This window comes from Mesorhizobium sp. M1D.F.Ca.ET.043.01.1.1 (genome assembly GCF_003952385.1).
In the GTDB taxonomy this organism is placed as follows: Bacteria; Pseudomonadota; Alphaproteobacteria; order Rhizobiales; family Rhizobiaceae; genus Mesorhizobium.
This window is the reverse complement of the sequence record NZ_CP034444.1, coordinates 2,635,815-2,650,531: the sequence shown is the minus strand read 5'-3', so window position 1 is coordinate 2,650,531 and position 14,717 is coordinate 2,635,815. Positions and strand designations below refer to the sequence as shown.

General features: G+C 65.3%; 12 protein-coding genes. 7 read left to right on the top strand and 5 right to left on the bottom strand.

Annotation, left to right across the window (positions count from 1 at the left end; translation table 11 throughout):
• Nucleotides 1-10: 10 nt before the first annotated feature.
• The 4 genes from EJ067_RS12915 to EJ067_RS12900 all read right to left on the bottom strand — a co-directional run bounded on the left by EJ067_RS12915 (nt 11) and on the right by EJ067_RS12900 (nt 5,675).
• Nucleotides 11-3,115 (bottom strand): efflux RND transporter permease subunit, encoded by a 3,105-nt coding sequence (locus EJ067_RS12915; RefSeq protein WP_126086046.1) that lies wholly within the window; start codon nt 3,113-3,115, stop codon nt 11-13.
• Nucleotides 3,115-4,188 carry an efflux RND transporter periplasmic adaptor subunit gene (locus EJ067_RS12910; protein ID WP_126086045.1) on the bottom strand — a complete coding sequence of 358 codons (1,074 nt, stop codon included), beginning with the start codon at nt 4,186-4,188 and terminating at the stop codon, nt 3,115-3,117. Before EJ067_RS12910 ends, EJ067_RS12915 begins: the two co-directional genes overlap by 1 nt.
• The gene (locus EJ067_RS12905; RefSeq protein ID WP_245468254.1) at nt 4,185-5,246 is read right to left on the bottom strand and encodes an efflux RND transporter periplasmic adaptor subunit; all 1,062 of its coding nucleotides are present in this window, start codon (nt 5,244-5,246) and stop codon (nt 4,185-4,187) included. The genes EJ067_RS12910 and EJ067_RS12905 overlap by 4 nt, the downstream gene beginning before the upstream one ends.
• Nucleotides 5,247-5,447: 201 nt before the next feature.
• Nucleotides 5,448-5,675 (bottom strand): hypothetical protein, encoded by a 228-nt coding sequence (locus tag EJ067_RS12900; protein ID WP_126086043.1) that lies wholly within the window; start codon nt 5,673-5,675, stop codon nt 5,448-5,450.
• Between EJ067_RS12900 and EJ067_RS12895 the strand changes: the two genes are divergently transcribed.
• Nucleotides 5,659-6,936: a 4-aminobutyrate--2-oxoglutarate transaminase gene (locus EJ067_RS12895; RefSeq protein ID WP_126086042.1), complete on the top strand. Its 1,278-nt coding sequence runs from the start codon at nt 5,659-5,661 to the stop codon at nt 6,934-6,936. The genes EJ067_RS12900 and EJ067_RS12895 overlap by 17 nt on opposite strands.
• Here EJ067_RS12895 and EJ067_RS12890 read toward each other — a convergent pair.
• A complete protein-coding gene (locus EJ067_RS12890) occupies nt 6,933-8,186 on the bottom strand; it encodes an FAD-dependent oxidoreductase (protein ID WP_126086041.1) in 1,254 nt (417 codons plus the stop codon). The genes EJ067_RS12895 and EJ067_RS12890 overlap by 4 nt on opposite strands.
• Before the next feature lie 429 nt (nt 8,187-8,615).
• Between EJ067_RS12890 and EJ067_RS12885 the strand changes: the two genes are divergently transcribed.
• From EJ067_RS12885 to EJ067_RS12860, 6 genes are all read left to right on the top strand, one after another.
• The gene (locus EJ067_RS12885) at nt 8,616-9,932 is read left to right on the top strand and encodes an imelysin family protein (RefSeq protein ID WP_189510582.1); all 1,317 of its coding nucleotides are present in this window, start codon (nt 8,616-8,618) and stop codon (nt 9,930-9,932) included.
• A gap of 127 nt (nt 9,933-10,059) precedes the next feature.
• The gene (locus EJ067_RS12880) at nt 10,060-10,362 is read left to right on the top strand and encodes a (2Fe-2S)-binding protein (RefSeq protein WP_126086040.1); all 303 of its coding nucleotides are present in this window, start codon (nt 10,060-10,062) and stop codon (nt 10,360-10,362) included.
• A complete protein-coding gene (gene bfr, locus EJ067_RS12875; RefSeq protein ID WP_126086039.1) occupies nt 10,328-10,813 on the top strand; it encodes a bacterioferritin in 486 nt (161 codons plus the stop codon). Before EJ067_RS12880 ends, bfr begins: the two co-directional genes overlap by 35 nt.
• Nucleotides 10,814-10,825: 12 nt before the next feature.
• Complete coding sequence (locus EJ067_RS12870) at nt 10,826-12,433, top strand: di-heme oxidoredictase family protein (protein ID WP_126086038.1); 1,608 nt, start codon at nt 10,826-10,828, stop codon at nt 12,431-12,433.
• Nucleotides 12,433-13,512 (top strand): imelysin family protein, encoded by a 1,080-nt coding sequence (locus EJ067_RS12865; protein ID WP_126086037.1) that lies wholly within the window; start codon nt 12,433-12,435, stop codon nt 13,510-13,512. Before EJ067_RS12870 ends, EJ067_RS12865 begins: the two co-directional genes overlap by 1 nt.
• 3 nt (nt 13,513-13,515) lie before the next feature.
• Nucleotides 13,516-14,631, top strand: a complete 1,116-nt coding sequence (locus EJ067_RS12860; protein WP_126086036.1) for a DUF1513 domain-containing protein — start codon at nt 13,516-13,518, stop codon at nt 14,629-14,631.
• Nucleotides 14,632-14,717: the final 86 nt, after the last annotated feature.

Below are 14,717 nucleotides of genomic sequence, written 5' to 3'. Positions count from 1 at the left end.
AGTTTGGGCTTCATACCGCCCCGCCTTCCTGCAGGGCCTTTCCATGCGCGGCCTCGCCCTCCTGCCCCCTGTCCTTCGGCTCCTTGATCCTGAACCACGTCACATAAAGCGCCGGCAGGAACAGCAGCGTGATCGCGGTGCCGGCGATGATGCCGCCCATCATGGCGTAGGCCATCGGCCCCCAGAACACCTCGCGCGCGATCGGGATCAGCGCCAGGCTGGCAGCCGCCGCCGTCAGCGCGATCGGACGCATGCGGTGCTCGGTCGCTTCGATCACGGCCGCCCAATGGTCCTTGCCCTCGGCGACGAGGTCTTCGATCTGCACGATCAGGATGACCGAGTTGCGGATCAGGATGCCGATCAACGCCAGCACGCCGAGGATGGCGACGAAGCCGAGCGGCGCGCCGCTGGGCACCAGCGCGGCCACCACGCCGATCAAGCCGAGCGGCGCCACCGCCACCACCAGGAACAGGCGCTGGAAGCTCTGCAATTGCACCATCAGGATCGTCGCCATGACGAACAGCATCAGCGGCACGACAGCCGCAATCGGTCCCTGGCTCTTTGCGCTTTCTTCGACCGAGCCGGCGGTCTGCACCGAATAGCCAGGCGGGAGCTTGGCGATGAAGGTGTCGACCGACGGCCTGAGCTCGTTGACCACGGTCGCCGGCAGCACGTCGCCGACCAGCCCGGCGCGCACGGTGATTGTCGGGGTGCGGTTGCGCCGCCAGACCGTCGGCTGTTCGAGCTCATAGCGGAAGTTGGCGATTGCAGCCAACGGGATCGCCTCGCCGGTGCCGGTCGGCAATTGCATATTCTGCAGCGTCGAGATCGAGCTCCGGTCCGCTTCGCGCGAGCGCGCCACGACATCGATCAGATAGGTCGCGTCGCGCACCTGGGTGATCGTCGCGCCGCCGACCGTGCTGTTCAGCGCGCTGGCGATGTCGGAGGAGGTGATGCCGAGCTGGCGCGCCTTGTCCTGCAGCACGTCGACCCGCAGCACCCTCTGCGGCTCGTTCCAGTCGAAAGTGGGTGGGGCAAGCTTCGGATTGGCCGAGATGATTCCGGAGAATTGCTGCGCCAGCTCGCGCACCGTCTGGATATCGGGACCGCCGACGCGGTACTGCACCGGCCTCCCGACCGGCGGCCCGAGCTCGAGCAGCTTGACGAAGGCGTCGGTGCCGACGAACTCCTTGCGCAGCAGTTTTTCCAGCGCCGGCTTCACCCGGTTGCGCGCCTCGATGCTCTTGGTGACGATGACGGTCTGTCCGAAATAGGGATTGGCCGGCTGCACGTCATAGGCAAGCAGGAAGCGCACCGCGCCCTGGCCGATATAGGAACTGAAGTGATCGATATCGGGATTGCCGACCAGCGCGCGCTGCTCGAAGCGCTCCATCTGGTCGCGCGTCTCGGCGATCGACGAGTTTTGCGGCAGGTTCCAGTCGACGACCAGTTCCGGTCTGTCGGACGGCGGGAAGAACTGCTGCTGGACAAGCCCGAAGCCGGCAATGGAGGCCGCGAACAGCAGCACGGTCGCGATGATCGTCAGCCAATGCCGGCGCACCGAGAGGACGAGCACGCGCCGGAACATGGATGTGAACCGCCCCGGCTGGTCGTGGTGCTTGGCCTTCATCGTTGCCGGCAGGAGGGTTACGCCGAGCAGCGGCGCGAACAGCACCGCAACGATCCATGACACCAGGAGCGACACCGCAATGACGACGAACAGCGTGAAGGTGTATTCGCCTGCGGCGCTGTTGTTGAGGCCGATCGGAATGAAGCCGGCAACCGTCACCAGCGTTCCGGTCAGCATCGGAAACGCGGTCGAGATGTAGACATAGGTCGCCGCCTTGCGCAGATTGTCGCCGACCTCCAGCCGCGCCACCATCATCTCCACCGCGATCATGGCGTCGTCGACCAGCAAGCCCAGCGCGATGATCAGCGCGCCGAGCGAAATGCGCTGCAGCGATATGCCGAGATAGGCCATGACGGTGAAGGTGATGGCCAACACCAGCGGGATCGACAGCGCGACGACGAAACCGGCGCGCATGCCAAGGCTGATGAAGGAAACCGCGAGTACGATCGCCACCGCCTCGAACAGCGCCCGCGTGAACCCGGAGACCGCTTCCTCGACGATCACCGGCTGATCGGCGACCAGATGCACGCCGACGCCGACCGGCAGGTCGGCCAGCACCTTGTTCATCTCCTCGTGCAGCGCCTCGCCGAACTTGAGCAGATTGGCGTTCGGCTTCATGCCGATGGCAAGCCCGATGGCGTCTTGGCCATTGAAGCGAAACAGCGCCGTCGGCGGATCGACATAGCCGCGCGTGATCGTCGCGACATCGCTTAGCCGGAAAAAGCGGTCGTTGACGCGCAGGTTGATGGCGCGCAGGCTCTCCTCGGAGGTGAACTGGCCGCCGACGCGCACACTGATACGCTCGGGACCGGACTGGATCACGCCCGACGGCGTTATCGCGTTCTGCGCTTGCAGGCTGGCGACGATCTGCTGCTGGTTGAGGCCGAGCGCCGCGATCTGGCGGGAAGAGAATTCGAGATAGATCGCCTCGTCCTGGGCGCCGACGAGATCGACCTTGCCGGCGTTCGGCACGGTCAGGATTTTGGTGCGGACATCCTCGACATAGTCGCGCAGCTGGCGTGGCGTCAGCCCGTCGGCGGTGAAGGCGTAGATGTTGCCGAAGACGTCGCCGAAGCGGTCGTTGAAGAACGGTCCCTGCACGCCCTGCGGGAGCTCGGGCCAGATGTCGTTGACCATGTCGCGGACCTGCAGCCAGGTCGGCACGACATCGCGAGCCTTCGTGGTGTCCTTCAGGTTGACGAAGATGACGGTCTTGCCGGCGGTGGTGACGGATTTGGTGTAGTCCAGGCTGTCGAGCTCTTCGAGCTTCTTCTCGATGCGATCGGTCACCTGGCGCACCGTCTCGTTGACCGAGGCGCCCGGCCAGTTGGCCTGGATGAGCATCGTCTTGATGGTGAAGGCGGGGTCTTCCTCGCGGCCGAGATTTAGGTAGGAGAAGATGCCGGCGACCACGAAGACCAGCATGAAATACCAGACCAGCGAACGGTGGCTGAGCGCCCAGTCGGAGAGGTTGAAGCCCTTCATCAGGCGCCTCCCTCGAGCACTTTGACCTTCTGGCCCTCGCTGAGGCTATGGACGCCGGCGGTGACGACGCGCATGCCGGCCTCCAGGCCGGACGCCACCGTGAAGCTGCCGCCATTCTTCGAGGCGATCTCGACCTCGCGCGCGCTCACGCTGGCGGTCTGCGGATCGACGATCCACACTTTTTCGGCGCCATCCTTTTCGAGCAGCGCCGATATCGGCAGTTCGATCGTCGGCTCCACCTTGGTCATGCGCGTCGCCGTGATCGTCGAGCCAAGCCGGAAGGCCGTGGGCGGGTCTGTCAGCGTCAGCCGCACGCGGCGGGTGCGGGTCGAGCCTTCCGACTGCGGCGCGATCTCGCGCAGCCTGGCCTCGGTCGTGATGCTGGGCAGCGACTGCAGGATGATCTGGAACGGCGTGCCGACGCTGAGATCGCCGGTCAGCTGGTCGGGAATGTCGACCACTGCCTCGCGCGGATCGGTGCGCGCCACGGTGACGACGGTCTGCCCGGGCGAGACGGTTTGGCCGACCTCGGCGCCGACCGCCGTGACGACGCCGTCGAAGTCGGAGAACAGCCGGGCATAGCCCAGCTGTTCCTGCGACTTGGCTAAAGCCGCATTCGCCCGCTCGACGCCGGCGGCCGCGGCTTGCCGGGCCTGCTGCGCGGCGTCGAAGACGGACTGTGGGGTGTTGGCGGAGGCAAGCAGGGCACGCTGGCGCTCCTCGCTGGCCGCTGCATTGGCGAATTGCGCCTCGGCGTTCGACAGATCCGCTTTCGATGCCTGGAGGGCGAGCTCAAGCGCCGTCGGATCGAGCGCCGCGATCGTCGTGCCTTTGCTGACCAGGTCGCCGACCTTGACGTCACGCGACACGACGCGGCCGAGCAAGCGGAAGGCAAGGTCGGCGCTGTATTGCGGTTCGACCGTCCCGGCGAAACCGAAGGTCTCGACGGTCTTTGGTTGGACCACCACCGACAAAACCGGCCGGATGACCTCCGGCGGCTTCTCTTCCGAACGTGAGCAGGCGGCAAGCGCTGTGAGGATCAACAGGGAAGCGATGTGCGGCAACCGGCTCATTGCTTCACCCCCGACACCTCGATCGCCTGTCCGGGACTGAGCAACTGCCCGCCGGCGGTCACGACGCTCTGGCCCGCCTCGAGCCCTTTGTCGACGACGACCACGCCGGAATCGTAGGCGAGCACCTCGACCGGCACCGTCATCACCGCCTTGCTCGACGGATCGACGATCCATACGGCGGGCTTGCCGGCATTGGACGTCAATGCCTGCCACGGCAGCAGGACCGCTTTCACCGGCTTGGCACTGGCCGAGCCGATCACGGCTGCGCCCAGCGGCATGGCGGCGGGCGTGTCGGGTATTCCGACCTTGACCCTGATCGACCCCGAAGCCGGATCGACCGCCGGCGAGATTTCGCGCACCTTTCCCACCGCCCTGATCTGCGGATCGGAGAGCAGCGTGATCGTCACCGCGGGCCCCGAAGGTGTCCTGGCAACCAGGGTCTCATGCACGTTGAAGACGGCGTCGCGGTCGCCGTCCTCGGCGATGGTGAAGACAGTCTGCGCCGCCTGCACCACCTGGCCGGCCTCCACCTGGCGCGCGGTGATGACGCCTGCAGCACCGGCCTTGAGCTCGGTGTAGGAGAGGTTTTCCTTGGCGTTGGCCAGGGCGCTTTGCGCGGCGTCGACGCTGCCTTGCGCCACTTTCAGCGTCTGGTCGGCGCTGTCGAAGTCTCGCCGGGTGGTGAAACCTTGCGAAAGCAGCGTCTTTTGCCGTTGGTAGGTGGCCGCGGCCTGGGTCAGTTGCGCCTGCGCGGCGTCGAGATCCGCCTGCGCCGAGCGCAGGTCCGATTCCTGCTCTTGCGGATCGATGCGGGCGAGCACGGCGCCCTGGTCGACATGCTGGCCGACATCGACGAGCCGTTCGGCAACGCGGCCGCCGACGCGGAACGACAGATTGTTGAGCGTGCGGGCCGCGATCACGCCGGTCAGCGAGGTCCTCGGCGCATAGTCGGCAAGCGCGACCGTCTGCGTGGTCACCAGGACCGGCAGCTTCTTTTCCGCCGCCTCCTGCTTCTGGCAGCCTGAGGTCAGCAGCGCTGCGCCACAGGCCAGCAGCAACAGGGTGTTTGAACGAGACAGGGGGCTGAGCGGCGAAGACGGCAAGGCGGACGTTGTCGCGTTCCTGCTCATGGTTCCCCTCAGCTCGCGGGAGCCGCTCCTGACGGCGGCACGTCACGGATAGAATGAGGATAATCGATCAGCGGAAAAAGGAAACCATTTCCGCACGTTCATCGCCGGCTTGGCCAACTTCGGAGCGGTTCACCGTTTCATGGAAACGGCGAGCCGCTCCATCTTTTTGTTGGACGCAATTCCGCACGGAAAACCGCTTACCACTTTTCCTGGAATTGCTTTTGGGGCAGGCCCAATCGACTGGGCCAATGTGCCGACTTGAGGAAAACCTGAAATAAGGTCAGAAGAGGCTTTGACGACATCAAAACAGAACGGGCGCGGCTGCCCGATGAGGGATGAGATGAAGAATTCAGCCATTTCCGAGCGCAAGAACCAGTCGATCTCGCGCGGCGTCGGCATGACCACGCAGATCTATGCCGATCGCGCCGAGAATTCGGAAATCTGGGATGTCGAGGGCCGCCGCTACATCGACTTCTCGTCAGGCATTGCGGTCGTCAACACCGGCCACCGCCATCCGAAAGTGATCGAGGCTGTCAAGGCGCAGCTCGACCGCTTCACCCACACCTGCCACCAGGTCGTGCCCTATGAAAGCTATGTGCGGCTGGCCGAGCGGCTGAACGGCATGCTGCCCGGCAAGTTCGACAAGAAGACCGTCTTCGTCACCACCGGCGCCGAGGCGGTCGAGAACGCGATCAAGATCGCCCGCAACGCAACCGGCCGCCAGGCGGTCATCGCCTTTTCCGGCGGCTTCCATGGCCGCACCTTCATGGGCATGGCGCTGACCGGCAAGGTCGTGCCCTACAAGGTCGGCTTCGGCGCCATGCCGGCCGACGTCTTCCATGCGCCGTTCCCGGTCGCGCTGCATGGCGTTTCGGTCGCGGATTCGCTTGCCGCGTTGGACAAGCTGTTCAAGGCCGACGTCGATCCGGCCCGCGTCGCCGCCATCATCGTCGAGCCGGTGCAGGGCGAAGGCGGCTTCTACGAGGCGCCGCGTGAATTCATGACGGCCCTGCGCAAGATCTGCGACCAGCATGGCATCCTGCTCGTCGCCGACGAGGTGCAGACCGGCTTTGCCCGCACCGGCAAGATGTTCGCGATGGAGCATCATGACGTGGCGCCCGATCTCACCACCATGGCCAAGAGCCTCGCCGGCGGCTTCCCGCTGTCGGCCGTCACCGGCCGCGCCGAGATCATGGACGCGCCCGGCCCCGGCGGTCTCGGCGGCACCTACGGCGGCAGCCCGATCGGCGTCGCCGCGGCGCATGCCGTGCTCGATGTCATCGAGGAGGAAAAGCTCTGCGACCGCGCCAATGCGCTGGGCGCCAGGCTGAAGCAGCGTTTGGAATCGATCCGGGAGGATGTGCCGGAGATCGTCGACATCCGCGGCCCGGGCTTCATGAACGCCGTCGAGTTCAACGACGTGAAGAAGGGCCTGCCATCGGCCGAATTCGCCAACGCGGTGCGGCTGAAGGCGCTCGACAAGGGCCTCATCCTGCTCACCTGCGGCGTCTACGGCAATGTCATCCGCTTCCTGTCGCCGATCACCATCCAGGACGGCGTCATGACCGAGGCGCTGGATATCCTGGAGAGCTCGATCCGGGATGTTCGCGCGGCCTAACCCGCCGCTCTTGCCGGCTCGTCCTGGCTGAACGCCGCGAGCGCCGCCTTCAGCGCATCCGGTCCTGCCGCGACCGTCTGCGGCGCCGGCGAAAAACCGGCGCCGAGCATCTTGCGGCCAAGCATGTGGTCGGCCGGGCGGTTGACGGATTCGATGCCGAGCAGCCGGTTGCCGGCATAGTGGTAGATCGAGAACTTGTTCTCGGCCGGCTCGCCCAGCACGACATGGTTGTCGCCGCCTTGCGTCAGGCCGACCATCTGCAGCTTCATGTCGCCGATATCCGACCAGAACCATGGCACGGCCGAGAAGGGTTCGGCATGGCCAAGGATGGTGCGCGCGGCGAGCCGCGCCTGGTCGCTGGCGTTCTGCACCGATTCCAGCCGCACGTCGCCGCCGGTAAACCAGTGCCGGTAGGAGGCGGCGTCGCCGACGGCGAGGATTTCGGGGATCGAGCTTTGCATATGCTGGTCGACGCGGATGCCGTTGCCAATCGCAATGCCGGCTGCTTCCGCCAGCTCGACATTGGGCACCACGCCGATGCCGATGACCACCATCTGCGCCGGCAGCCGCTCGCCGCTCGACATGATCGCGGCCGAGACGCGGCCGCCTTGGCTTTCCAGACGGGAAACCGTGGTGCCGGTCAGGATGCGCACGCCGATCGCTTCCAAACGCTGGCGCACATGGCTGGCAATCACCGGCGCAACGGCACGGCCGAGCAGCCGGTCGACGGCCTCGACGACGGTGACTTTGCGGCCGGCGGCCCTCAGCGTCGCCGCGATTTCGAGGCCGATGAAGCCGCCGCCCAGGATGACGACGTCCTCGCTCTGCGCGCTGAGCTCGCGGATCAGCCGCGCATCGGCCAGCGAGCGTAGCGACACCACGCCGGCGAGCTCCACGCCCTCGAGCTTCAGCAGGCGCGGCCGCGCGCCGGTCGCGAGCACCAGCCGGTCGAAGGGAATTGCGGCGCCGCCGGAAACGTCGAGCCTGCGCGCGCCATTATCGATCCTGTCGATCCAAACGCCCGGCCGGTAATCGATGGCATTGCCGGAATAGAAGGCTTCGCCGCGCAGCGGCTGCGGCCTGGCCTCGGCATCCTTGATGAAGGTCTTGGACAGCGGCGGCTTGTGGTAGGGCAGTTCGTTCTCGGCGCCGATCAGGATGACCGGTCCGTCATGGCCTTCCTCGCGCAGGCTCGCGGCCGCCTGCACGCCGGCATGACCCGCACCGACAATGACCACCCCGTTCTTCATCGCAGCCCTTTTTGCCTTCGAATCTAGGATCTTCCGCCAGGTGGCGATTGTCCGCCGCCGCCGCAAGAGCCCTGGTCCCGGTCGCACCCAGAATGGCCGCCTGTCAATCCGGATGTTCGGCGCCGATACCGGGGTTAAAGTTGATAATTGCAGTTTAGAATAATTCTAAACTGTTGTTTCAATTGAATTTTCTCTGCCTCTCCAGTTGACTTCCGGCCTTTCCGCCGCTTTATGGAGGGCCGCGCTCCTGGCGCATTCCTTTGATGTCTGGGCCTTGAACCCTTTCGATTGGAGGCATTTCGGTGTCTTTTGCTGACTGGCCGCGCCATTGCGCGGCAACTTTGCCTTTCGGCTCATTGGTTCCTGCGCCGGCGCCGCGCGCCTGCAGCCGCGCACCTATGTCATTGAATTTCTGAGGAGATGGGATTGATGAAAGCGATAATTTCGCCGCGGATTATTGCGCCACGCTGGGGCAGCAGGCTTGCCGCGATCGGCGCCACCGCGGCGCTCACGGCGGCCGTGTTCGTGCTGCCGGCGAAAGCCGAAACGGACCCGAAGGCGGTGATCAAGGCCTATGCCGACATCGCGCTGGCAAAGTATGAGGATTCGCTGACCACCGCGCAGGCGCTCGACAAGGCCGTCGACGCGCTCATCGCCAAGCCTTCGGCCGAGACGCTCAACGCCGCCCGCGAGGCCTGGAAGGCCGCGCGCGTTCCTTACCAGCAGACCGAGGTCTATCGCTTCGGCAACAAGATCGTCGACGACTGGGAAGGCAAGGTGAATTCCTGGCCGCTGGACGAAGGCCTGATCGACTACGTCGCCAAGAGCTACGGCACCGAGTCGGACGAGAACTCGCTCTATACCGCGAACGTCATCGCCAACAAGGAGATCGAGATCAACGGCAAGAAGGTCGACGCCTCGAAACTGACGCCCGAATTCCTCTCCGGCACGCTGCAGGAAGCCGGCGGCGTCGAGGCCAATGTCGCGACCGGCTATCACGCCATCGAGTTCCTGCTCTGGGGCCAGGACTTGCACGGCACCGGTCCCGGCGCCGGCGAGCGGCCTTACACCGACTACGATCTGAAGAACTGCACCGGCGGCAACTGCGATCGCCGCGCGCAATATCTGAAGTCGGCGAGCGACCTTCTGGTGTCCGACCTGCAGGAGATGGTCAACAACTGGAAGGAAGACGGCGCGGCGCGCAAGAACCTTGCCGACGGCGAGCCGAACGCCGGCATCTCCACCATCTTCACCGGCATGGGCTCGCTCTCTTACGGCGAACTGGCCGGCGAGCGCATGAAGCTTGGCCTGTTGCTGCACGATCCGGAGGAGGAGCACGACTGCTTCTCCGATAACACCTACAACTCGCATCTCTACGACGCCGTCGGCATCCGCGCCGCATATCACGCCAGCTACACGCGGCTCGATGGCACCGTGGTTTCCGGTCCGTCGGTGGCGGATATGGTGAAGGCCGCCGACCCGGCGATCGACAAGGAGCTGTCGGACAAGCTCGACGTGACGGTCGCCAGGATGGAAGCGATCAAGGCGCGCGCGCTGGCCGGCGAAGCCTATGACCAGCAGATCGCCGAGGGCAACACCGAAGGCAACGCCACCGTGCAGGCGGCAATCGATGCGCTGATCGACCAGACCAAGTCGGTCGAGCGCGCCGTCGGTTCGCTCAAGCTCAACGCCATCGCCTTTGAGGGCTCCGACAGCCTCGACGCGCCGGACAAGGTGTTCAAGTAAGCCAAGGTGTTCAAGTAAGACCCGGGTACGACCCCAAAAAGTGGAAGCCGGTTTTTGGCCAAGATCATGCCCGATTGAGAAACAAGCCAAACGGCGCCGGAGTGGCGCCGTCAGCCAGAGCAAGTAAATGCTGATCTGCCATTGCAACATCATCACCGAAAAGGAGATCGAGCAGACGATCATCGGTCTGCTGGATGAAGATCCCTGGCAGCTTATTGTGCCGGCCAAGGTCTATCATGCCATGCGCAAGCGCGGCCGCTGTTGCGGCTGCTTCCCAAATGTGGTGGAAACGATCATTCGGGTCACCGAGAACTACCACGCCCGTTCAGAGGGGAGCGGCGCGGATCACCTGGACCGCGTGAGAGGCTTGCGGGTCCAATACGGGAGCAGATTCCATGAAAGGCGATCCGCAGATCATCGAGCGGCTTAACGAGGCCCTGTTTCTGGAGCTTGGAGCAGTCAACCAGTACTGGGTCCACTATCGTCTGCTCGAGGACTGGGGCTACACCAAGCTCGCGAAGAAGGAGCGGGCGGAATCGATCGAGGAAATGCATCATGCCGACCGGCTGGTCGCCCGCATCATCTTCCTCGAAGGCCATCCGAACTTGCAATCCGTCGCGCCGCTGCGCATCGGCCAGAACGTGAAGGAAGTGCTCGAATCCGACCTCGCCGGCGAATATGACGCCCGCACGTCCTACAAGCGCTCGCGCGAGATCTGTCAGGACGAGGGCGACTACGTGTCGATGAAGCTCTTCGAGGACCTGCTGGCGGACGAGGAAAGCCATATCGACTTCCTCGAGACGCAACTCGACCTGCTCGCCTCGATCGGCGAGGAGAAGTACGGCCAGCTCAACGCCGACTCGGCCAACGAGGCGGAGTAAGGACGTGCGGGAATGCGGCGCCCCATAGATTTTTCGCGCCGCTCGCGGCGGGCCAAAGGTGTTGGCCCGCCGCCTCAGAAGACCCCGCGATACCGGAATTGTCGTGGGGCTTCGCTCTTGCTGGCACTTGCATTTTCTGCTTCCGCCATCGCCGGCGAGCCGGGCCCTGTGGGCTTCGCCTCCAGCCGCGCCGATCTGACGCCGCAGGATCAGGCGCGGGTGCTGGCCGTCACCAGGCCGACCACGGACTTTTCCAAGCCCGAGCCGTTCGAGCTGATGCAAGGCGGCGCTGGCACGTCGGAGAAGGACGTCAACCGCGATGCCTTCTCGCAATCCGCCGCCAACATCACCTTCGAGGAAGAAGGCACCTTCAAGCTCGGCAACGCGCTTTTCCGCAAGAATTGGGTGTCGTCGCCGTCGTCGACCCAAGCCTCCGATGGGCTCGGCCCGCTGTTCAACGAACGCGCCTGCCAGAACTGCCATCTGAAGGACGGCCGCGGCCGTCCGCCGGAAGGTGGTATCGGCTCGACGTCGATGTTCCTGCGGCTTGCGCGCGATGCGAGCAGCGAGGAAGAAAAGGCCGCGCTTGCCGACCACAAGGCGCTCAACTTCCCCGATCCGGTCTACGGCTCGCAATTGCAGGAGCTCGCGGTTCCAGGCCTCAAGGGCGAAGGCCGCATGCGTGTCGACTATGCGCAAGAGAAGGTTGTGCTTGCCAGCGGCGCCGTCGTGTCGCTGCGCAGGCCCAGCTACTCGGTCGAGGATCTGGCCTATGGGCCGCTTGATCCGCGCACGACTTTGTCGCCGCGCCTGACGCCGCCGATGATCGGCCTCGGCCTGATTGAGCGGATCGCTCCGGCTGACATCCAATCGCATGCCGATCAGGACGACCGCGACGGCGACGGCATTTCCGGCAGGCCCAACATCGTGCGCGATGAATTGAGCGGCGAGATCACCTTAGGCCGCTTCGGCTGGAAGGCGCAGGCCGCATCGATCCGTCAGCAGACGGCAGATGCCTTTGCCGGCGACATCGGCATCTCGACGCCGGAGGTGCCCAAACATTGGGGCGACTGCACCGACGCGCAAAAGCATTGCCTTGCCATGCCGAATGGCGTGCAGCAGCGCCTGGGCGCGGCGGAAGCGCCGCCCCCGGTCATGGACCTCGTCACCTTCTATTCGCAGAACCTTGCGGTGCCGGCGCGGCGCGATCTCGGCAAGCCGGAGGTCCTTGCCGGCAAGAAGCAATTCTATGAGAAGGGCTGCATTTCCTGCCACACGCCGAAATTCGTCACGCTGCGCGGCACGCCCAACAAGGCGCAGGCCTTCCAGCTGATTTGGCCCTATTCCGATTTTCTGCTGCATGACATGGGCGAGGGGCTGGCCGACGGGCAGCGCGTGGGAGAAGCGAGCGGCAGCGAATGGCGCACGCCGCCGCTCTGGGGCATTGGCCTGACCGCGACGGTCAACGGCAACAGCTTCTATCTGCATGACGGCCGCGCGCGCACGCTCGAAGAGGCGATCCTTTGGCATGGCGGCGAGGGCCGGAAGGCGCGCGACCGTTTTGCCGCCGCCGATGCCGCGAACCGCGCCGCGCTGATCAAATTCCTGGAGTCGCTCTGATGTCGAAACGCCTGGCAGCCGCCTTTGCTCTTTCGCTTTTTCTGGCCGCCGCGTGGCCGGCGTCCGCCGCGGTCAAGGCCTCCGATGTCATCGGACGCGCGATCGATGGCTTCGTCCGCCCGGCCTATGCCAGTCTCGACGATCGTGCCGCGAGCCTGACCAAGGCGATTCGCCAGCTTTGCGCGGCACCGTCCGAGCAAAATCTCGAAGCGGCGCGCACGGATTTTTCCGCCACCGTCGAGACCTGGTCGGTGGCCGAGATCATCGCCTTCGGACCGATCAAGGACAACAACCGGCTGGAGCGCATGCTCTATTGGCCGGACCGCAAGAGCATCGGTCTGAGGCAGGTGCAGGCGACGCTCGCCGCCAAGGATCCCTCCGCCACCGATCCGGCGCTGCTGGCGGGAAAGAGCGTCGCCATGCAGGGCCTCGGCGCGCTGGAATATGTGCTGTTCGGCGATGGCGCCGAGGTGCTTGCCAAGAAGGACGAGCCCTATCGCTGCGCCTATGGCGCGGCGGTGGCCGGCAACATCGAAACGATCGCCGGCGAGGTCCGCGACGCCTGGAACAAGCCCGACGGCTTTGCTTCGCTTTGGGCCAATCCGGGACCAAAGAACCCGCTTTACCGCGACGGCACCGAAGCGGTGACGGAACTGGTAGGCGTTTTCATCAACGAGCTGGAGATGATCCGCGACGTGCGGCTCAAGGGTTTTCTTGGCGCCAAGCCGGACGCCGACAAGCCGAAGCAGGCGATCTACTGGCGCTCGCAGAGCACGACGACTTCGCTGGCCGGGAATCTCACCGGCATCGACCAGTTGTTCCAGGCCTCGAAGCTCGGTGACGCGCTGCCCGCCGATGCGCGGTGGATGGCCGAATCCATCCACATTCAGCTCGTCAACGGCGTGGCCACGGCAAAGTCCGCCAACGGCCCGATCGACAAGGCGCTCGCCGATCCGGCGCTGCGCGACAAGCTCGAGCATTTCGCGTTGATCACGTCCAGCCTGTCGACCCTGTTCGGCACCAGGATGACCGCGGAATTCGGCCTGACCGCCGGCTTTTCCTCGCTTGACGGGGATTGATCGATGGCTTGGAGAGGCACGCAACTCATCGATCGCCGCGATTTCCTGAAGGCCGCCGGCGCCGGCTTCGCCGCCGCCATGGCGCCGCGCGCCTGGGCGGACATGCTGGCAGCCGATGCCGTCTTTGCCACCGCCTTCGTCAAGCGCGACGGCAGCTTCGGCGCCGCCGTGCTCTCCGAGGCCGGCAAGGTTCTGCACACCCTCGATCTGCCCGACCGCGGCCACGACGTCACCTTCGATCCGGTGTCGAAGCGCTCGGTCGTCTTCGCCCGCCAGCCTGGCACCTTCGCCGTCGTCTTCGACCATGCCGGCCGCGAGAAGCCGTTGACCATCGCCAGCATCGCCGGCCGGCATTTCTTCGGCCATGGCGTGTTCTCGCCCGACGGCGGGCTGCTCTATGCGACCGAGAATGATTTCGACAATGCCGCCGGCGTCGTCGGCGTCTATGACGCGAAGGCGAAATTCAACCGCGTCGGCGAGTTCCCGACCTACGGCATGGGCCCCCACGAGCTGCTGCTGCTCGGCGACGGCCGGACGCTCGCCATCGCCAATGGCGGCATCGAGACGCATCCGGATTTCGGCCGCGCCGAGCTCAACATCGCGACCATGAAGCCCTCCTACACGCTGGTCGACCGCGTCACCGGCGACCTGATCGAAAAGCATGCGCTGCCCCCGGCGCTGCACCAGCTCTCGATCCGCCACATGGACCGCGACCAGGCGGGCACCGTCTGGTTAGGCTGCCAGTATCGCGGACCGGCGACCGACCGTCCGGCGCTGGTCGGCCGCGCCGCGCGCGGCAAGGAGCTGGAGCTCTTGGAGATGCCGCAGGACGTGCTCTCGGGCCTCCGCAACTATATCGGCTCGGTCGCCGCCAATCCCGTTGCCGGCACGGTCGCCGTCACCTCGCCCGAGGGAAATTCGCTCGCCGTCATCGACGCCGCCAGCGGACGCGTGGTCGCGACCAGGTCGCTTGTCGAGGTTTGCGGCCTGGCCCCGGACGGCGCCGGCTACATGGCGACGACGGGCGCCGGGGCGATCGTCGGCGGTGCCGGCGCCGCGCATTCCGAGCCCGACTATGTCTGGGACAATCACATGCTGCGCATTGCGGCCGCTGCCTGACGGCCGAAGCAAAGCCGCTTAACATTTATGCCGCCTGGTACTTGCGGCGGCGGGCCATGCCGGGCAGAGGGAAGGTGTTCGTCAAC